The following is a 22,010-nucleotide window of genomic DNA, read 5'->3' as shown; positions in this document are numbered from 1 at the left end:
AGATCCAAGCGAAACAGATGCTGGTCAACATGACCCAGGTTACGAAGACGCTAAGACACAACCAGGTAAACCAGTAGAAGTACCACAAACTAAGGATAAAAACATCCCACCAGGTACAGAGTTCGAAGGACCTAAAGATGTGCCGTCAGGCTGGACAGTGGATGTAGATCCAAACACTGGTAAAGTAACGGTGACACCACCAACGGATGCGACACCAGGTACTGAAGTAAATATCCCAGTCACAGTACACTATCCAGATGGCTCAACAGAAACAACAAACTTAAAAGTGACTGTAACGCCAAAAGATCCAAGCGAAACAGATGCTGGTCAACATGACCCAGGTTATGAAGATGCTAAAACGCAACCAGGCAAACCAGTAGAAGTACCGCAAACTAAGGATAAAAACATCCCGCCAGGTACAGAATTCGAAGGACCGAAAGACGTGCCGTCAGGCTGGACAGTAGATGTGGATCCAAATACAGGTAAAGTAACTGTTACACCACCACCTGAGGCGACACCAGGTACTGAAGTGAACATTCCGGTAACAGTACATTATCCAGATGGCTCAACAGAAACAACAAACTTGAAAGTGACAGTAACACCTAAAGATCCAAGCGAAACAGACGCTGGTCAACATGACCCAGGTTACGAAGACGCTAAAACGCAACCAGGCAAACCAGTAGAAGTACCGCAAACTAAGGATAAAAACATCCCGCCAGGTACAGAGTTCGAAGGACCGAAAGATGTACCAACAGGATGGACAGTAGATGTAGATCCTAATACAGGAAAAGTAACTGTTACACCACCAGCGAATGCAACACCAGGTACTGAAGTGAACATTCCGGTAACAGTACATTATCCAGATGGTTCAACTGAAACTACAAATGTGAAAGTGACAGTAGATCAACCAGAAGGACCGTCTACACACAACGAAGGTCAAGGTGAGCAACCAACTCAACCTAAGCCAACAACTGACAATAATTGTCCAACAGGTGATGTAGAACATCCATCTACTGGAGGAGACAAAGCGCCAACTTCACCATCTGCTCAAACAGAAGGTCATACTGAAGTTCCAGCTCAAGCTCCATCTACAACTCACAGCACAATGGACAACGGTGCTGAAATTACAGGCCAAGAGCAACATGCATCACAAGAAACTATGAGTTCAGATGAGAAAGCCCAACCAACTCATGCAGATACTCATAGTGATGCGAAAGCATTACCAGAAACTGGTGAAACAGATGCAGCTCGTACTACTGCATTTGGTAGCTTGTTCGCAGGACTAGGTGCATTACTCCTATTCCGTCGTAAGAATTCTAAAGACGAACAATAATATTTAAATAAAGTGGCTAAGTCGTAATGACTTAGTCGCTTTTTTTATTTTTAGTAAGGATAAAAGGGCGCTTTTCCTTCAAGATGCAACCTAAAGAAAAAATCCATTCATACATACAAAAATGTCCCTTTATTACTCGACTGCTCTCAGTCTAAGTCCATAAAGGGACATCTTCTTTCAATTTAGCTATTCAATTGTATTAAAAAGTTCCGCTTTAGCACTTCACGTTTTCATCTGCATGACCCGCATCTTACCGTAACTTTTTACTCACTATGATTAACAAACAATTCTTCAATAAAGTGCAACGCTTCTGAAGAAGTATATTTATTTCTCAATATACGTAACAATTCAAGTTTCGTATGCTTGAAGAGTCGAATCGGCGCATATTCACCACGCTGGATCATTGGAGTGTAACGATTTAAGAAGATACTCAACAGATCAATTTTACGAGAATAAGCCAACTCTGTCTGTTTCATAATAAAGTCATAGACGGCAAGATAAATCTTCACCGCATCTCTCGGAGGCGTGCCACTATTCGTAAGCGCCACCTCGTCTTGAACCTCGTAGTAATAATAGTTCTTCTCATAACCTAAGATCGCAATCGAGTTAACGATGGCATAGCACTGCATCAGGAACCAGTTATCCTCTCGCACTCTAATGCCTTCGGGGAAAGTAATTTCATGTTTCAAGACCAAATCTCGTTTAATCAACTTACCAATCACATTCAATGAGTTATACAATTTCGTGTCTTCAAATTGCAGGCTTGTCACCATTTGAAGGTTGGAGAATGCTGAACGGCTAATCGGGCGTGTCTTGTCTTTAGTTACAAAGTAAGGAAGACAAATCATCTCATCAGCCGTCTCTGCTGCCACTTCCATAGCATCTTTCAATGCATCTTCAGTAATGTAGTCATCGGAATCGACGAATAACAGCCATTCGCCTCGTGCCGCTTTAATACCTTCGTTACGCGGTTTCGACGCACCACCACTATTCTCCTCAAGTTCAATCACGTTTAAGTGTGAGAATTGATCGGTATAAGACTTCGCCATTTGAACTGAGCTATCTGTAGAGCGATCGTCCACCACAATCACTTCAAATTTATCTTTGTCATAGTTGAGTTGAGCCAGTTTCTCAAGTAATCGCGCAATGCGACGTTCCCTATTATATAGAGGAATGATGATGGAGACATCAATATCGACCGGTTCCTTAATCGTGATTTGAGGCGGGTTCACCATAGTGTGTAGCATCTCAGTTTCTCGATAATTCGTGAAGATGACAGTCTCTTTGTCACCTCTAATCAAACCACTCTTGTATTTATTACCAAGGATAAAATGCTTTCTATATTTAAACAGTAAATCTTCACTTTGTTTAAAAATGTTATATAAATCGTGTACTGAGAATGACTGACGTTCATTCACACGATAACGTCCCGTCAAGTTAGTAAAGACGCTGATAGGTAAATTATATTTCTCGAGTAAAGCGTGGATCTCTTGATCACGTTCATGAGAGGAACTGTAGAGTGTATCTGCTAACTCATAAATCATGGATGGATGAGGTGAATCATTCATCGCTTGAATCAAAGTGTGTGTTGTGAGAGGTAACCCTGTGTGATACGTCTCATCATTTGTGCTCCAAGAGCCTAAGCGAATAGGGCGGTTCTCCACATGTTTATTTAATGCATCAAGATAATACAATAGCGGTCCTAATCCTTCTAAAGTTTGCGAGTTTCTACTATTATATTCTTTCGTCACTTGAAGTGTTTCATTGTCGACCACGATATAGCTTTGACCTATTTTACGAAAGCCATCAAAGAGATAGTCATCCATATATTGACCTTGGTGCGTACGCAGTGCCTCTGGTAATTGCTCCACCATCTTAGGAAAGGTCGTGCCACCTGAGGAGGACTTCAATAGTGTTAACGAATCTTCATTTGCAAGCTGCAAGAGATCCGCCATAAGACGGTCCGCAGTAGGGTACCAAGTCATGTGTTTACCCTTAACTTTGCCAACGACGTCACGGAAATCATCATCGAGACAGAGAATATAGTCGGCATTTGACGCGCTGAGAATCGGCGCAAGTTGGGCGTGTATAGCCTCACTCTTATCTCCGAGGTCGTTGATCTTGCCGAGAGCGATAACCTTATTGCCAGTAAAGAACGGTGTTTGCGTATTGAAAGCTTCAATGGCGTTAATCATCGCTGGGAGTGACGCGTTGTGCGTATCATCTATGATTGTCGCTGTATGCGTCGGTGTCTCAATCGCTTTCATGTTCAATATCTTTGGAAAAGGCTTAAACGTTTCGAGATGCTTAGGTTTAATGTCAATATTTAAGAAACTGAGAATACATAAAGCAGCGAGTGTATTGGAAATCATGCCATTACTAATAGTATTGAGTCGGAACTGACCTTTCAGCATATCGTTGTTCACTGAAAGTTCGGTGTAACCTTTCCGGTAATTGATGGACTCGACCGTAAAATCACAGTTTGTAGCATCTTGCGTACTATAGGTAACGACACGGTCTGTCTTAGAACGTGCGACATCGATGAGTTTATCGACGAAAAGCGTGTCTTTATTAATAATCGCGACGCCATCTTCTGAAAGTCCATGGAAGATACGACTCTTCACTTCGGCAATCTGTTCGATAGAGTCGAAAGAACTGTAGTGCGCAGCGCCGACGCCAGTAACTACGGCGATATCAGGTTTCATGTAGACCGCTGTATCTTCGCGGAAGTTAATCGCATTGAGTGAAGTTTCAATAACAGCGAAATCTGGGTTCTGAATCAGCTTCAGCATGTTCGAATACATCGCAGCACGGATATTGTTATTCCCTCTGTTCTCGAGCACCTGATAATCCTGTAGCATCTTGCTCGTAATCATTCGCGTCGAACTTTTACCCATTGAGCCAGTGATGGCGATGAGCGGATTCGTATATTGGTTGCGGATATGGATAGCGAGTTGTTTAAAAGCTTTGACCGAATCTTCGACGATGAGTTGAGGAATAGGGTGTTCGAGGTCATCGACGTATGCTTCTGTGATAATCAGTCCGACGTCTGCATGGTCACGCTTAATAAGCGCATTGCCCTCCGGTGCCCGTCTTGCTCGACCTAGCTCGCGCGACCATGTTTCTTTATTAGCTGAGAAGTAAGCGGTGTGTTTGCTCTTCACATAACCAAACATGGTTTCGAAATCATTGATAGACCAAGTTACATCGTGACAATCTTTAAGTTCTCCACCGATAATTGATGTTATTTCTTGAATTGTAATCATCTTAATAGTCCTCTATTGAGTTGTGTATAAACCATTATACTACAAAGGCTGAGGGAGCGTTATAGCCTATAACAAAGCTATTTTAGCGAGATTATATTTTATGTAGAGGCGCACTCAACTTTTCTTTAGAGGATGTGGAGTTAAGAGGCCGATCTCGCACTATTTATATAGTAGAAAGACGGTTACTCTTATCTTGTTAGTCATGAATTTTGGCTGTAGTGCAAAATTTTTACGATAAATTTTTTCACGAACTATAGAGGTTGGAATACATGAAAGAATTTAATGTAATTCGTGACTCTTAATTCGTTGGCATAAAGCTATTTTAGATAAGTATAAGAAAGAAAATAAAGTATGTTTTCACTTACAGGCGAAAGTTTGTATAAAGTTATGTTTGAGTGAAATATTACTATTTAGTGCGCTTAAAACTCTGAAAACACGAGAAGGCGAAAGCGTTTTTATAAATATCATCCTATTTAAATACAAACGTATTTAAGTAAAGAACTTACTTCAATTCAATCTGTATCAAGTTAATTACCTACTGCAATAGTAAAGCTATAAAAGAAATGATGAATTAAAAATAAAAAGTTTCGTAACAATCTATTAAATTATAAAATAAGTAGACCAACTCATAGTTACGTGGTATATTATTTTTTCAATAAGATAGCATCTTATGAATTATCACAAATTGGGGGTAGTTAATTTGAAAAGCAAAAAATCTAAGTCAAAATTAGATTTTCTACCGAATCGTAATAATAGATACTCTATTCGTCGATTCACAGTAGGGACAGCTTCAATCTTAATAGGTGCAACACTATTATTTGGAGCTTCACACGATGCGCAAGCTGCTGAAGAAGATAGCAGTAGTGTATCTGTGGATGGTCAAGACGAAGCAGGAGCATCTAAAGACGATCAAACTGCTAAAGCTTCAGAAGAGCAAGCAACATCAGCTCAAACTGAAGATGTGAAGGCATCTACAGAAGCGGAAGCATCAACAGACACTGAAACTCAAGCACAAGCAGACAAAGAAGAAGCAGCATCAACTCAAGAAGATGCAGTTTCAGAAGATTCACAACCTAAAGCCCAAGATTCTGAACAAGCTGAAGAAGTAACTCCAGCTAAAGAAGAAGCGGCTCAAAGTGAAGAAGCTCAAGCAACTGAACATGCTTCAGTGAAAGAAGCGAAATCTGAAGATAAGAAAGTAGATACTGAATCTGCGACAACTTCAGAAGCGCCACAAGCTACTGAAGAAGAAGTTGCTACTAAAGAAGAATCTAAAGCAGTACAACCAACTACTGTTGCAGATAAGAAAGCAGCTTCAGTAGATCCATCTCCATACGCTAATATCGGTAACGTACACGATAAAGATCTGCAGAGGAATTCTACGCTAAAGCTACAGGTGTTTCTGCTAAAGAAGCGAAACGTGTGGTTAATAATTTAGGTTTAGATGCGAAGAACATCACTCCTGAATCATTCAGAGCAGCTTTATTAAAAGCTTTCTCAAACGCACAAAATAGAACAGCAGTTCAAGGTTTATCATTCCGTGCTACACCTGAAGACTCAGAAGCAATCAACGACATGGCTAATGCGGTAAACGCAAGTGCGCCAACAGCTGACGATGATAACATGAAAGTTATCGACGCTGACGCATACAAAAATGGTTATGTTAAAAACGATGTTGATACTACTAACGCAGCAAATACATTATCTGGCCGTGCGTACATGTCAGACTTCGGTGCACCAGGTACTACAAGTACACGTTTAACTACAGTTCCTGAAGGTACTGCAGTTTACATGCAATGGATCGATAAAGACGGTTGGGTATCACCAGCGTTCAGAGCTTACACTACAAACCAAATCACTAATCGTGATAGTAGTGCAGCTGGTCCTGGTTTCTATGCGTTTGATTTACGTAAACCTCAAATTGATGCGAATGGTAAATCTCACGTATATAATGCAACAGACGGTCAATACTACCGCTTATGGATTGAAGATTTCGAAACTCCAAACGGCAACACTGCTACAATGTTACGTCAAGTTGGTGGTTTAATCCCAGGTACTTTCGTAAACTCTGTAACACACTTAAACTTAGGTCAATTCCCATTAATTGGTAAAAACATGCAACGTACAGGTGTATTCATGGGTGTAAGACCTACAAATGATTACATGACACGTCCTAAAGAAGAGTGGATTCACGATGAAGAAGGACCAATGTCTAACCCTTACACTGACTTAAAAGCGAAAAATACTGTTTCAGGTCGTGTATGGTTAGAAACGGGTGACGGTGATGAAGCAAACTCTGGTACAGGTCCAAACCGTAACCCTGGTGACCCAGTTGCTCAAGGTTATACAGTAGTTATGTCTTCATTAACTAAAGAAGGCGCAGCAGCGTACAAAGCACAAGTTCAGAGCTTAGATCACGGTCAACGTGCGGAAGCAGCGAAGAAATTATTAGAAGATCATCCTGAGTACATCTCAGCGACAGTATATGGTGAAACTGACGAAGATGGTCACTACACATTACGTTTCCCTGAAGGTGCGTTAGATGTTAACTTCCTTTACGGTTATGTAATGGATAAAGATGGCGTTATCCAAAACGCTTACTCTTCTTACACTGCACCAGAATTCAGAACACCAAATACAAACGCATTGTTCACACCACAAGCCATCCCAGCACATAACTTAGTTGCGGATCCAATGTGGTACAACGTACACTTTGCAATTATTCCAAGAACTGATGTTGAAATTTCAATCGTAGATTTCAATAACACTGACAAACCAGCAGCTCCTGGTGATGTCGCTCACATCGATCTTGAAGGTAAGATCTTATCACCACTTCCAACACACGTTGAGTGGAGAGATAGCAAAGGTAAAGTTGTTAAGAAGACACCTGACTTCACTTCATTGAAAGAAGGAGAAGATGCAGGTACATTCGAAATTCCAGCTGATGCTAAAGACGGCGATCACTACACTGCAGTATTAGTAGTTAATGATAGAGACGTATCTGCAGACTCATTAACAGTTAAAGTTACAGATGCACATACGTACGAACCAGAAGTTACTCCAATCACTAAAGATTTCGGTACACCAACTACTGAAGACGACGTTAAGAGTCATGTAACAGTACCAGGCTTCCCAGCTGATAAAGGTACACCGACAGTAAAAGTTGATGAAGGTGCACAATTACCAGACGGTAACACTGCAGGTACAGTCAACGTACCAGTAACAGTAACTTACCCAGATGGCACAACTGCTCATGTTAACGTTCCTGTAACAACTAAAGCAGCTGAAGACACTACTAAGATGCCACAAGTTGATGACGTAACAGCAGGCGATAAGACTGTTAGCGGTCACGACGGTCAACCAGGCAACACTGTTGTAGTGACATTCCCTGATAATACAACTGGCACAGCTACTGTAGATGACAATGGTAAATGGACTGTTAATGTTCCAGAAGGTACAGACTTGAAACCAGGTGACAAAGTGACAGTTGTTGAGAAAGACAACCACGAGCATACTTCAGCACCAACAGAAGTTATTGTTAATGATACTGAAAACACAGCACATCAACCACAAGTTGATCCAATCAACGGTGGTGGTACTTCAGTAGGTGGTACAGGTACACCAGGTAACGATGTCGAAGTTACACTTCCAGGTGGCACTAAAGTCCCAGGTACAGTTGACGAAGATGGACACTTCACAGTGAAAGTTCCAGACGGTACAGAACTGAAACCAGGCGATAAAGTAACAGTTGTTGAGAAAGACCACAATGGTCACACATCACCAGCAACAGAAGTAACTGTTGGAGATTATCCAAACACAGCTCACCAACCAACTGTAGACCCAGTAACAGCTGGAGACAAAACAGTACATGGTAAAGGTACGCCAGGTAACACTGTAGAAGTAACATTACCAGGCGGTACAGTAGTAACAGGTGAAGTTGACGAAAATGGTAACTTCACAGTGAAAGTACCAGATGGTACAACATTAAAACCAGGTGACGAAATCACTGTAGTTGAAAAAGACAAACATGGTCATGCTTCAACACCAACTAAAGTAACTGTTGGCGATACTGCAAACGAAGCACATCAACCACAAGTTGATCCAATCCATGGTGGAGATACTTCAGTAAGCGGTAAAGGTACACCAGGTAATACTGTAGAGGTAACATTACCTGATGGTTCTAAAGTAACAGGTGAAGTTGACAAAGACGGTAACTTCACAGTGAAATTACCAGACGGTAAAGAATTAAAACCAGGCGACAAAGTAACAGTTGTTGAGAAAGATAAAGATGGTCATAGCTCTACTCCAACAGAAGTAACAGTAGGCGACTATCCAAATACTGCACATCAACCAACTGTAGACCCAGTAACAGCTGGAGATAAAACAGTACACGGTAAAGGTACGCCAGGTAACACTGTAGAAGTAACATTACCAGACGGTTCTAAAGTGACAGGTACAGTTGATAAAGACGGTAACTTCACAGTGAAAGTTCCAGATGGTATAACATTGAAACCAGGACAAGAAATCACTGTAGTTGAAAAAGACAAACATGGTCACGCTTCAACACCAACTAAAGTAACAGTAGGCGACACTGCGAACGAAGCACATCAACCACAAGTTGATCCAATTCACGGTGGAGATACTTCAGTAAGCGGTAAAGGTACACCAGGTAACACTGTAGAAGTAACATTACCAGACGGCTCTAAAGTGACAGGAACAGTTGATAAAGACGGTAACTTCACAATCAAATTACCAGACGGTACTACATTGAAACCAGGCGATACTGTAACAGTTGTTGAAAAAGACAAATACGGTCATGCTTCAACACCAACTAAAGTAACAGTTCAAGATCACGCAAACACTGCACATCAACCAACTGTTAACCCTGTACACACAGGAGATAAAACAGTAAGTGGTAAAGGTACACCAGGTAATACAATCGAATTGACTACTCCATGTGGTAAGACATTAACTACTAAAGTAGACAAAGATGGTAACTGGACTATCGATTTACCAGAAGATGTACATCTTAAAGCAGGCGACAAAGTAACAGTTGTTGAGAAAGATCAATACGGTCATACTTCAACTCCAACTGTAGTAACAGTTACGGATAAAGATATGAACGGTAACAACTGTGATATGCCTAAGAAAGATGATAACGGTCAAGCTCCAATGGATAACCATGGTTCAGATATGAACAAAGGAGATATGACTGAACACGCTTCTACTCCAGCAATGACTCAAGGCTCTGACATGACTAAAGGTCACGATGACTCTATGAAACATGCTGAAGCGAAAGACGGCGCTAAATCTGAAGCGAAAGCTCTTCCAGAAACTGGTAACACTGACAACAGTGGTACTATCTTCGGTAGCTTATTCGCTGCACTTGGTGCATTGTTCTTAGCTGGTAGAAGACGTAAAAAAGAAGATAAATAAGAAATTCTCTCATTGAGATGAATGGATTGTTTTCAGAGTGTCAACTTCGGTTGGCACTCTTTTTCTTCATATATAAAGGAATTTTTAGTGAAAAAAGGTAGGAAATTTAACTCGCAAACTGAATACTGGAAGTTTATTTTTAAAAATAGCAATTTAGCTCGTAAGGTGAATGCTAGAGGTTCATTTTAAATAGAAAAAACGATTAAAGATATACATAAAAGACAGGATAATGTATTGCAGCAAGGAAAAATTAAATGAAAAAATGTTACATAGTGAAAACGCTTTCGAAAATAGAAGGTTTCTAAAAATGCATCATGCCAGTAGCTATAGCTTTTACAGAAAAAGACAGAAATATTACAGAGTGCGCCACTTTATTATGTATCAATTACAAAGTAATAACATCGCCCACAAACCCTTGTATGTTTGTTAGAGTGTGACTTGTCGTTAATTAAGAAAACAAAAAGTTCACTTATTGTATATAGACGTTAGAGCAAAAAACGAAACAAAATTTCACGAAATCATTAGGAGGATATTTTATTATGAATAAAAAAATCGCTACAGCATCAATCGCTTCTGCAGGTATCGCGGCATTAGCTTTCGCACATCATGACGCTGACGCAGCGGAGAATACAAATAATGGATATAATCCAAATGATCCAATGTCATATAGCTATCACTACACAATTGACCAACAAGGCAACTATCACTACACTTGGCAAGGTAACTGGAGCCCAAGCCAAGCACCACAAGCGCAACAAGGTCAAGCACAACAAGCAACTAGCTATAACTACAATAATGTAAACAACAATAACTACAACTACAATTACACTAATAACAATAATTACAGCTATAACTATACAACAAATAACAACACTAACTACCAACCACAATCTTACACAGCTAACAACAACACTACTGGTGGTAAAGGTGCTACTTACAATACACAAAGCACTTCAAGCAACAACGTGAAAGTAACTACTCAATCTGCACCTTCAAGCAATAAAGGTGGCGCTGCATTCGCAGGTAAATCTGGTTCTGGTTCAAACCTTTACACTTCTGGTCAATGTACTTACTATGTATATGACAAAGTAGGTGGCAAGATTGGTTCAACTTGGGGCGACGCTAAGAACTGGGCTAACGCAGCAGCTCAATCAGGTTACACTGTAGACAACTCACCTAAGCAAGGTGCAATCATGCAAACATCTCAAGGTGGCTTTGGTCACGTAGCTTACGTTGAGAACGTTAACAATGACGGTTCAGTTAAAGTTTCAGAAATGAACTACGGTCATGGCCCTGGTGTTGTAACTTCACGTACAATCTCAGCTAGCCAAGCTGGTTCTTACAACTACATTAAATAAGTTGTTAGTCTCATCTTATCCGCTAATTCGAGTTTTAAACTTGGGTTAGCGGATTTTTTTCGCGTTTAAAGCGACTTTGCTTAAAAGGAATTCAAATTCTGCAGAAAAGTCCTCGCGCCTACATACTTTATATAAATTTTTATTTACTACGTTTTTTCAAACTCACATGGGTATTCAAACCGTTCAATATCCCGTATCATAATAGGTAATCATTAAAGCGCTTTCTCGCGATGATAAAGGGGCGACCGTATATGGCAATGGTTTCAATACTTGTAACAGTTCTCGTACCGATATTTATCCTAATCGGTTTGGGCTACATCTTACATATTAAGTTCGATCTACATTTAGGCACGCTTGCGAAGCTCAATATTTACGTCTTCGTGCCAGGCTTTATCTTTGTAAAGTTCTACAAGACGACGCTGAATCCGAGCCTTCTCTTATATATTGCAGTCTTCTTTGGGCTCTATGTTCTGGTGCTTTATCTCATTGTAAAAGTACTCTCAGCAGTATTAAAACTCAATCCAGCGAAAGCTACAACGCTCAATAACAGTGTGCTGTTCTTCAATTCTGGAAACTATGGCGCGCCGGTCAACGACATCGTCTTTAAAGGCGACGCATTAGCGATGTCAGCGCAAGTCATTGTCCTGACGTTGCAGAATCTCTTCACTTTCACTTACGGAATATTTGCGATTCAGTCCGTGCAGGTAGGGAAGTTAAAAGCGTTACTTGGTTATTTCAAAATGCCGATTCTGTATGCGTTAGTTCTGGCCATCATCTTTAACTATGCGAATCTACCTATACCGAAATTTGCATGGACACCTTTGAATTACTTAGCTCAAGCAATGATTCCTATCGCGTTGATCTTACTAGGTGCTCAAATTGCGCGCTTTAAATTTACTTTCAAATGGACGGCTGCGTATTTCTACATCATTATTCGACCTATCATCGCGCTCGTCATTATCTACGTGTTAGGTTTCCATGGCATGATTGCACAAGCATTATTTATTGCTTCAGCTATGCCAACTTCAGTGAATAGTTCAGTGATTGCGCAAGAATATGATAATTATCCAGAACTTGCAGCACAACTCGTCTTTATTTCAACTTTATTAAGTGCGATTACCGTAGTAGCGGTTATCTATTTATCACAAATCATTTTTTAGAAAGGAAAGATGTCTATGTGTACAGGGTTAACGTTAACGACTCAAGATCAGCATGTGTTGTTTGCGCGTACGATGGATTTCGTGCATCATCTTGAGGGGCAGCCAGCGATTTCGCCGCGTCGTCACTACTGGGAGTCTCGTGTGGACTACAAAGGTAAGACGTTGTATGGCTTTATGGGCACAGGCTGTCAGATGGATGGTTTCATCTTTGGCGATGGGGTGAACGAACATGGCCTTGCAGCTTCGAATCAATATTTCCGAGGAAATAGTTCTTATGCGACAGAAATAGTGGAAGGTAAGATTAATATTGCGCCAAGTGAAGTATTGAATTGGGTCTTAGGTTACAACAAAGATATCGCCGAACTCGAGAAACACGCTAATCAAGTGAACGTAGTAGCATACAAACTTGATGATATCGGTGAAGTTCCGCCGTTGCATTATCATATTGCAGACGCGACAGGACGTTCTGTGGAATTGATGTTTGTCGAAGGTAAGTTGAAGATCAATGACAATCCACTAGGCGTCCTAACCAATAATCCAAGTTTAGAGTGGCATTACGAGAATTTACGTAATTATAGTCACTTGAAGCCTTACAAACCCGAGCCGAATACCTTTGGAAGTGAGACCTTTGATGTGCATGGCAATGAGGGTGGTACGCAAGGATTGCCCGGCGGATTTTCTTCTCCAGAGCGCTTCGTCCGTGCCACTTATTTGAAACACAATTTAGTGACAGATATGCCAGAATCCGCGACATTCTGGTCTGCTTTTAAAATATTAGATGCGGTGAGTATTCCGAGAGGAGCTGTGCGTCCGGACGGGGAAGAGATTCACTACACGATGTATCAAACGGTAATCGATCTGACGACGCGTACGTTGTATTGTAAGCACTATTACTCTAATCAAATTGTTGAGCTGGAGATGAGTGAGTCGTTATTGGAAGCGGATGAGATGACCTTTTACCAACCTGTGGAGGAAGTAACGACAGTTAGAATCAATGGTTAAAAGTGACATATGCGTCTATAATATGAATAACTATTGATAGAAGAGGTGACGCAGATGTCTGAAACGATGCAAGCGATGGTGATAGATAAATATGGCAATAATCCTGTTCATGAACAGACGATGCCAATGCCGGAAGTAGGGCAGAATGAAGTACGTGTGAAGATAAAGGCGGCAAGTGTGAATCCAATTGATTTCAAGATTCGAGATGGTAAGTTGAAGCCACTGTTGAAATTTAACTTTCCGCTTATCTTAGGAAACGATTTCTCAGGTGTGGTGACAGCAGTAGGTTCTAGCGTGGACCAGTATCAAGTCGGTGACAACGTTTATGGTCGCCCACGTAAAGACAAGATTGGAACGTTTGCGGAATATATTGCGATTGATGTGAGCGAGATTGCGCCAATGCCTGAAGGGTTGAGTTATGAGGAAGCGGCGAGTCTTCCACTTGTAGGTTTGACGGCGTATCAGGCGTTGAACGAAATGATGCATTTACAGGCCGGACAGAAAGTGTTGATTCAAGCTGGGTCAGGCGGCGTTGGAACGTTTGCGATTCAATTGGCGAAAGCGATGGATTTACATGTTGCGACGACGGTGAGTGACCGTGGCGTTGAACTCGTGAAGTCGTTAGGTGCTGACGACATTATTAATTATAAAGAACACGATTTCTCACAAGTCTTATCCGATTATGATGGCGTCTTTGATACGTTAGGCGGAGAGAATTTAGACAAGGCTTTCGATATTTTGAAAAAAGGTGGAACGGTCGCTTCAATTTCTGGTATGCCAACTGAACGTGTGGCGCGTGAGATGAAGCTCGGTTGGGCGAAGCAGAAACTCTTCCAATTTGCGTCTCGTAAGTTGAATAAAAAGGCGCGTCAGACTGGTACTAATTATGAATTTCTCTTTATGCATCCGAGCGGTGACCAACTTAAGAAGATCAAGTCTTTAGTAGAAGAAGGCAAGATTCAACCTATCGTCGATAAAGTCTTCCACTTCAATGAAACACAAGGTGCGTTGGAATACTCTGAACAAGGTCATGCGAAAGGTAAGATTGTGATTCAAGTGAGTGAGTAGGGACGCGACGTTACAGAAGAGCGATTAAAGTGGTCAGGCGCGTTGATATTGAGTAAAGAAGCGGCTTTGTAAGCTTGTGCACGAATAGTGACGCGACTTTGTAAGTTTGTGCACGAATAGGATCATCACTTTGCAGGTTTACGGGCAAGGTACGCTCGCTATCATTCACCGTATTCAATACAAAATATCCCGCCATTCAAGCGATGGCGGGGTTTAATCTATTTAAGAACGATGTTGTTCGTCATAACGGCGTTGTTCTAAATCGCGTAGTTCAACACGACGAATTTTACCTGAATTGGTCTTTGGTAAGTCATCGACAAATTCGATAGCACGAGGATATTTGTACGGTGCAACATCTTGCTTCACGTAATTCTGTAGCTTTTTAACCGTAGTGTCATCACGTGCTACACCGTCTTGTGGAATGATAAACGCTTTGACGATATTACCACGCAACTCATGCGGGCTTGCTACAACTGCGCACTCTTTCACGTCAGGATGCTTGATGAGTGAATCCTCTACCTCGAAAGGTCCAATTGTGTAACCTGAACTAATAATGATGTCGTCTTTACGACCGTCAAACCAGAAGTAACCGTCCTCATCCATGTACGCTTGGTCACCTGTGATGTAGTAGTCCCCACGTTGAGGCGCTTTCGTACGTTCAGGATCCTTGTAATAACCGTGGAAGAGCGCAGGTAGATCGAGTGGTACTGCGATATTGCCCACGGTATTCGGCGGAACAGGATTGCCATCATCATCGACGACACATGTCTCACTGCCAGGAATCGCTTTACCCATCGCGCCAGGTCTTAACGCTGTCTCTTTCAAGAAGCCGATGAGCAATGTACTTTCAGTTTGACCGTAACCATCGCGAACAGAGAGATTGAAATTGTCGCGGAATTGATCAATTACTTCACGGTTAAGTGGCTCACCAGCAGAAACCGCGCTGTGCAAGTGACTGAGGTCGTAGTCCGTCAGATTCTCTAACTTGGACATGATACGATATTCAGTTGGCGTACAGCAGAGCACGTTGATGTGGTTGTCTTGAAGTAGTTTGAGATAAGTTTCGGCGTTGAATCGACCATTGTAGATAAAAGCAGTCGCGCCTGTACCCATGATTGATAGGAAAGGACTCCACACCCATTTCTGCCAACCCGGTGCAGCTGTGGCCCACACTAAATCATCTTCTTCGATACATAGCCAGTGTTTCGGCGCCATTTGTAAGTGAGCATAACCCCAACCATGTGTGTGAATGACGGCTTTCGGGTTGCCTGTCGTTCCTGATGTATACGGTAAAAAGGCGACATCATCGCGATGGGTTTGAATTGTCTCTAGTTCAGTGCTTTGGTCTTGTGCTTCACCTGTGAGGTCAATCCAGTTGTCACGCGGCTGTCCGATGATAAATTTCGTCACGTGATCGATGCCATCAACACGCTCGAATTGGTCAGCGCCGACATCGACTGAAGCAACTGCAGTAACTTCACCATGTTGGATACGGTACTGTAAGTCTTTCGTGCGCAACATCTCTGATCCAGGAATAACGATGACACCTAATTTCAGCGCAGCGATATAGAGATAGTAAGTCTCGATAGAGCGTGGCATGAGGATGAGTAGCTTGTCACCTTTCTTGAGACCGTGCGCTTTGAAGACGTGGCCATATTGGTTTGCGCCAGCGATGAGTTCTGAGTAGGTCACTGTCGTTTGGTGGCCTTCGTCATCGTGATAGATGAGCGCCTTCTTGTCAGCTTGTTCTGCGTATTGCTCAATCTCGGAGACAATGTTGTATTGTTCCGGTGCAATCAAGTCCGTTTTCTTCATTAAAAATACTCCCTTTAGTCTAATCCGTTTCTAGCACTTGATGTTTAAATATTCTGTAAAAAATAATCTGATTCTATAAGTTGCATGTTTGAGTCTCGTACGCAACGGTTAAAGTTTTAACAAAGAAACTATAACATACTTAGATAGAGATACCTAACAAAAGTATTCGAAAAATTTCGTTAAGAGTTGTGTTAAATTTAATGTCGTTCTCGATTTTAATAGGGCATAATTCTTAAGATTTACATTTGAATTGTTATCCTTTAAAATGGTAAATGAAAATAGTTCTATTAGACGTGAAATGATAAATTTAACCTTTGTAATCTATCCTACAAAGTAGTAAAATAGAACTGAAAGCAACTCGATTATAATTAGCGTCAACATTGTAAAAGAGTTGAATAAAGATATTGTATAGGAACGCTATTTTTTTGTGGCGAAAGAGAGACGTGACTTCGCGTTTCCACAAACAACCTGCCCCGTTTGTCGTTTCGCTGCAAGATAATAGTGTCCGAATTTCAGGAAGGTGGATATCTATGAGTAACTCTAAAGACGTTATTCTCATTGGTGCCGGCGTGTTAAGTACAACATTTGGTACTTTACTTAAAAACGTTGAGCCAAATTGGAATATTAAGCTTTACGAACGCATGGATCGTCCTGGCTTAGAAAGTTCTTACGATGACTCTAACGCAGGTACAGGCCATGCTGCTTTATGTGAATTAAACTATACTGTTGAGCAACCAGATGGTTCAGTTGATATTGAGAAAGCGAAACAAATCAACGAACAATTTGAGATTTCTAAACAATTCTGGTCTCACTTAGTGAAGAACAACGTGATCAAAGACCCACGTGACTTCATTCATCCGCTACCACACTTAAGTTTCGTAGCAGGCGTGAACAACGTTAATTTCTTGAAAAAACGTTATGAAACATTAAAACAACACCCTATGTTCGAAACAATCGAATATAGTGAAGATCACGATCAAATCGCTAAATGGATTCCATTAATGATGAAAGATCGTAACTCAGCATCTCCAATTGCTGCAAGTAAGATTGATCACGGTACAGACGTGAACTTCGGTGAATTAACTCGCCAACTTGCACATAACTTAGAAAACAGTGACGCAGTAGACGTACATTACCGTCACGAAGTACTTGACTTCAACCGTCGTAACGATGGTAAATGGGAAGTTAAGATCCGTAACTTAGAAACAAACAAAGTCGATGTTCAAACAGTTGATTACATCTTTATCGGTGCCGGCGGTTGGGCAATTCCTTTATTACAAAAAACAGGAATCCCAGAAAGCAAGCACTTAGGTGGTTTCCCGATCAGCGGTGCATTCTTAGTTTGTAACAAACCAGAAGTGGTTGAACAACACGATGCGAAAGTATACGGTAAAGAACCACCAGGCACTCCACCAATGACAGTACCGCACTTAGATAAACGTTATCTAGGCGGTCAGAAGAGTCTATTATTCGGACCATTCGCCGCAATCGGCCCTAAATTCTTGAAGAATGGTTCAAACTTAGACTTATTCAAATCAGTGAAACCAAATAACTTTATCACTTTATTAGCATCAGCAGTGAAGAACGTACCATTGCTTAAATATTCTATTCAACAAGTATTACAGAAGAAAGACGACCGCATGAGAGAATTACGTCGTTTCATCCCAGATGCGAAAGACGAAGATTGGGACTTACACATTGCTGGTAAACGTGTTCAAGTTATCAAAGATACGAAAGAAGAAGGTCGTGGATTTATCCAATTCGGTACAGAAGTAGTTAACTCAGAAGACCACTCTGTTATCGCTTTATTGGGTGAATCACCAGGGGCTTCAACTTCAGTATCTGTAGCGCTTGAAGTACTAGAGAAGAACTTCCCAGAGTACGCTAAAGATTGGGAACCTAAGATTAAGAAAATGATCCCATCTTACGGTGAATCTCTCATTAACGATCACGAATTAATGAAGAAAATCCGTAAAGAAACAGATAAAACGCTCAAGTTAGATCAAAAATAAGGTTGTACTTGAAATGTGAAAACACCTCCGTTGGTATGTTGAATGACCAGCGGAGGTGTTTTGCGTTTATTTGAGTTGTGAAAATTCTGCTAAACAGAGACACCATCATACAAGGTATGACTTTTATCTAAACGAGATAGGCCTATCTTCCCATTCGATACCACTCATGTGCATTTTCCCAGAAAATCTTCTCACAAGCCTGCGCATCAAAAGTATCCTCAATTAGATGAATATCTTCCACACTGAATGGATGAGGCGCGCGAGTAGAAGGTAAATCTGTTCCAAACATCAACGCATCTGGATTAGTCTCATAAATCTGTTGCATCGCTTTCGCTACATCGAGATTAACTCGACTAAAGCCCGTTGCTTTCACGCGTACGCCATGATCTACGGCGTCAAGTAGATGAGGTAGACCTTCTTTAGATAAGCCGAGATGATCAATGGAAATCGCAGGCAAACGATGTATCACCCGGGAAATATCAGGTAACTGTTGTGAATCGATATATAACTCACTATGCCAACCAACAAGGTCATAAACGCGTTGCGCGAAATACTCTAGGTTCTTTAAAGATTCTGAACCGCCGCGTTTAACATTAAAGCATAAGGCACGGACACCTTGTTTATCAAGGCGAATAATTTCTTCGTCTGAAGTAGACATTGGTAGTTGCGTCACGCCAGCAAACCGAGGCCCTAATTGTTCTAAAGCGTCGATTAAGTAATCTTGGTCAAAGCCTTGGAAAGAACCAGAAACGACAGCACCACCAGCGATTTCAAGGTCGCTTGTGGCCGAACGGTACTGCTCGACATCGTATTGAGGTGGCCAATACCCATTATTTTCGTGAATCTCATAGTCGTAATCAATAATGTGAAAGTGTGCATCAAATATTCTCATCTCACATCCCCCCTTTGACTTCAGTTTATCAGATTGTTCATATAACGTACTTTTGAATTATTAATAATTCTACTTTATATTTACTTTTACTCTCCTTGGACTTGCGCTTAAAATGTCCCACTGATACAAGGTGAAGTGTTTTCTAAAGAATAAATCTCCGTGATAAAATACAGTGAGGGGAAACTGAAATGGCACGTGGAGCACGATGTCACCTAAGAATAGATGTGACGACAGATACATCGCACTCACGTTTCAAACGCTTATGTCATTTACGAGATATAAATAAATTTAATGATAGAGGTGTAAGATTTGGAAATTGTAGCTATACTTATAGGTCTCGGACCTTTACTCGGTTGGGGGCTCTTCCCAACGGTGGCATCTAAATTTGGCGGTCGTCCCGTCAATCAAATTATCGGCGCAACGATTGGTACGCTCATCTTCGCGGCAGTATTTGCGGCGTTCTCATCCAATGGCTTTCCAACGGGTATGGATTTAGTCTTATCAATTATATCTGGTGCAGGTTGGGGCTTTGGACAGATTATTACTTTCAAATCCTTTGAATATATCGGTTCATCTCGTGCGATGCCGATTACGACTGCATTCCAGCTCCTTGGTGCATCACTTTGGGGTGTAATTGCTCTAGGTGATTGGCCAGGCGTATCTCACAAGATTATTGGCTTTATCGCTTTATTCGTCATCCTCATTGGTGCTTGGATGACCGTTTGGAGTGAGAATGGTCAAGCAGCTAATAGTAAAAATCTCCGTACGGCAGTCATTTTATTATTAATTGGTGAAATTGGTTACTGGGCTTATTCTGCAGCGCCACAAGCTTCATCAGTAGGCGGTCAGACAGCCTTTTTACCACAAGCAATCGGCATGGTATTAGTGGCAGTCATTTATGGACTCATCACGATGAAGAAAGGGAATCCATTCAAAGAGAAAGTCACATGGCTTCAAATCATTTCAGGATTCTTCTTCGCCTTTGGTGCGTTAACCTATCTCATCTCAGCTCAGAAAGAAATGAATGGACTAGCAACCGGGTTCATCTTGTCACAAACGTCAGTCGTTCTCGCAACACTTTCAGGTATTTACATGTTGAATCAACGTAAGACTGGAAAAGAGATGATCGTGACGGTGATCGGTCTCGTCCTCATCGTTGTCGCAGCTGCTGTGACAGTCTTCATCAAGTAATCGCAGAGTAAAATGTGTTAAAGTAGAGGTAATCAAGTAAGCTTGGATGACGATGGAGGGATAGATATGACAAACAAAGTGGTCGTCTTAGGTTCGACGAATGTGGACCAGTTCTTGACGGTAGAACGCTATGCGAAACCTGGCGAAACGTTGCATGTTGAAGAAGCACAGAAAGCATATGGCGGAGGTAAAGGTGCAAATCAAGCGATAGCGACAGCACGCTTAGGCGCGGAAACGACCTTTATCTCGAAGGTAGGTACGGAAGGTATTGCAGACTTTATGTTTAAAGACTTTGAAGCGGCCGGCATCGATACATCTTATGTGGTTGAAACCGAGCAAGCGCATACAGGTCAGGCATTTATCACGGTGGATGCGCAAGGTCAGAACACGATTTACGTCTATGGCGGCGCGAACATGACGATTGATGAAGCGGATGTTGCGCGAGCTGAGCAGACGATTGCGGAAGCAGACTTTATCGTGGCGCAACTTGAGGTGCCCATTCCGGCGATCACTGCTGCGTTTAAAATGGCGCGAGCACATGGTGTAACGACGTTATTAAATCCAGCGCCGGCGAAAGCGTTGCCTGATGAATTGCTTCAACTCATCGATATTATCGTACCAAATGAGTCTGAAGCTGAAACGCTCTCAGGTGTGCCCGTGACGGATGAATCCTCCATGCGTGAGAGCACAGCGTATTTCCACGATTTAGGTATTCACACTGTCTTGATTACATTAGGAGAGCACGGTACTTTCTATTCTACGGATGCTGGATCTGAACAACTTCCAGCTTATCCTGTTAAAGCAGTAGATACGACGGCAGCAGGCGACACGTTTATCGGTGCGCTTGTAAGTCATTTAGCATCTGATATGAGCAATTTAAGTGATGCGATTGATTATGCGAATAAAGCGGGCTCGTTAACAGTGCAACGTGCTGGGGCACAAGCCGCGATTCCGCATGCGAGTGATATAGATTAATCGGTAGATTGAAATGACTCGTTCCAAAGTTAGGGTAGCTTTGGGGCGGGTCGTTTTGTGTTTGAGGAGATTGTTGAAAATGTTGAGTAAGGCGAAAGTGCTTATTAGGGAAATTAAAAATAGCACCAAGATGTTTTAATTAAGAAAACATCTTAGTGCTGGGGGATTGAGTTAGATTTCTCTGGTTATGATGATCACCATATGCTTTTAATAATATTTAGGTATCTAAAATAAATCATAGTGGTGATAAAACCCATTATGCCTGCTAAGTGTATAAGAAAATACAGGTCAAAAATATCGCCACTTAGAGAATAAATTAAAAGTCTATGCATAAAAAATACTAAAACCAACATGATTAGCACGTAAACGTTCATTATCTTCTCTGCATGCAACCTCATCGAACCTTTCTAGTAGAACGTCTTCCTTATATTTAGTTGTGTGCATAATTCTAAAATGTACTATTTATAAATACTCATTACATATTTAATTTATCATAAATTAA

13 protein-coding genes are annotated in these 22,010 nt (G+C 41.4%); 10 read left to right on the top strand and 3 right to left on the bottom strand.

From position 1 onward, the window contains the following. Positions 1 to 1,333: YPDG domain-containing protein (locus tag CD039_RS09410; RefSeq protein WP_167386254.1), on the top strand; the 1,333-nt coding region annotated here is incomplete at its 5' end. Positions 1,334 to 1,596: 263 nt separating this feature from the next. Here the strand turns inward: CD039_RS09410 and CD039_RS09400 are convergent. Beyond that, complete coding sequence (locus CD039_RS09400; protein ID WP_240595127.1) at positions 1,597 to 4,599, bottom strand: glycosyltransferase; 3,003 nt, start codon at positions 4,597 to 4,599, stop codon at positions 1,597 to 1,599. A gap of 700 nt (positions 4,600 to 5,299) precedes the next feature. Between CD039_RS09400 and CD039_RS12150 the strand changes: the two genes are divergently transcribed. The 6 genes from CD039_RS12150 (at position 5,300) to CD039_RS09370 (ending at position 14,623) form a co-directional block, all read left to right on the top strand. Further along, a complete protein-coding gene (locus CD039_RS12150; RefSeq protein ID WP_167386253.1) occupies positions 5,300 to 6,037 on the top strand; it encodes a YSIRK-type signal peptide-containing protein in 738 nt (245 codons plus the stop codon). Further along, positions 6,022 to 10,035: an Ig-like domain-containing protein gene (locus CD039_RS09390; protein WP_103372092.1), complete on the top strand. Its 4,014-nt coding sequence runs from the start codon at positions 6,022 to 6,024 to the stop codon at positions 10,033 to 10,035. Before CD039_RS12150 ends, CD039_RS09390 begins: the two co-directional genes overlap by 16 nt. Before the next feature lie 539 nt (positions 10,036 to 10,574). Then, positions 10,575 to 11,393: a CHAP domain-containing protein gene (locus CD039_RS09385; RefSeq protein ID WP_103372091.1), complete on the top strand. Its 819-nt coding sequence runs from the start codon at positions 10,575 to 10,577 to the stop codon at positions 11,391 to 11,393. A gap of 251 nt (positions 11,394 to 11,644) precedes the next feature. Continuing rightward, complete coding sequence (locus CD039_RS09380; protein ID WP_103372090.1) at positions 11,645 to 12,553, top strand: AEC family transporter; 909 nt, start codon at positions 11,645 to 11,647, stop codon at positions 12,551 to 12,553. 15 nt (positions 12,554 to 12,568) lie between these two features. Next, positions 12,569 to 13,555, top strand: a complete 987-nt coding sequence (locus tag CD039_RS09375; RefSeq protein ID WP_103372089.1) for a choloylglycine hydrolase family protein — start codon at positions 12,569 to 12,571, stop codon at positions 13,553 to 13,555. A 66-nt stretch (positions 13,556 to 13,621) separates the two neighbouring features. Next, positions 13,622 to 14,623, top strand: a complete 1,002-nt coding sequence (locus CD039_RS09370; RefSeq protein ID WP_186303077.1) for an NADP-dependent oxidoreductase — start codon at positions 13,622 to 13,624, stop codon at positions 14,621 to 14,623. 222 nt (positions 14,624 to 14,845) lie between these two features. Here CD039_RS09370 and mbcS read toward each other — a convergent pair whose 3' ends face one another. After that, complete coding sequence (mbcS, locus tag CD039_RS09365; RefSeq protein ID WP_103372087.1) at positions 14,846 to 16,438, bottom strand: acyl-CoA synthetase MbcS; 1,593 nt, start codon at positions 16,436 to 16,438, stop codon at positions 14,846 to 14,848. A gap of 530 nt (positions 16,439 to 16,968) precedes the next feature. Here mbcS and mqo point away from each other — a divergent pair. Continuing rightward, positions 16,969 to 18,450 (top strand): malate dehydrogenase (quinone), encoded by a 1,482-nt coding sequence (gene mqo / locus CD039_RS09360; RefSeq protein ID WP_103372086.1) that lies wholly within the window; start codon positions 16,969 to 16,971, stop codon positions 18,448 to 18,450. 142 nt (positions 18,451 to 18,592) lie between these two features. Here the strand turns inward: mqo and CD039_RS09355 are convergent, their stop codons facing one another. Continuing rightward, positions 18,593 to 19,342, bottom strand: a complete 750-nt coding sequence (locus tag CD039_RS09355; RefSeq protein ID WP_103372085.1) for an amidohydrolase family protein — start codon at positions 19,340 to 19,342, stop codon at positions 18,593 to 18,595. A 309-nt stretch (positions 19,343 to 19,651) separates the two neighbouring features. Between CD039_RS09355 and rbsU the strand changes: the two genes are divergently transcribed. After that, entirely contained in the window at positions 19,652 to 20,533 is an 882-nt protein-coding gene (gene rbsU, locus CD039_RS09350) for a ribose/proton symporter RbsU (RefSeq protein ID WP_103372084.1), read from the top strand. Positions 20,534 to 20,599: 66 nt separating this feature from the next. Beyond that, entirely contained in the window at positions 20,600 to 21,508 is a 909-nt protein-coding gene (gene rbsK / locus CD039_RS09345; protein ID WP_103372083.1) for a ribokinase, read from the top strand. The last annotated feature ends 502 nt before the right edge of the window (positions 21,509 to 22,010 follow it).

It is taken from the genome of Staphylococcus argensis, assembly GCF_002902305.1.
GTDB lineage: Bacteria > Bacillota > Bacilli > Staphylococcales > Staphylococcaceae > Staphylococcus > Staphylococcus argensis.
This window is presented reverse-complemented; position numbering and strand designations above follow the sequence as displayed.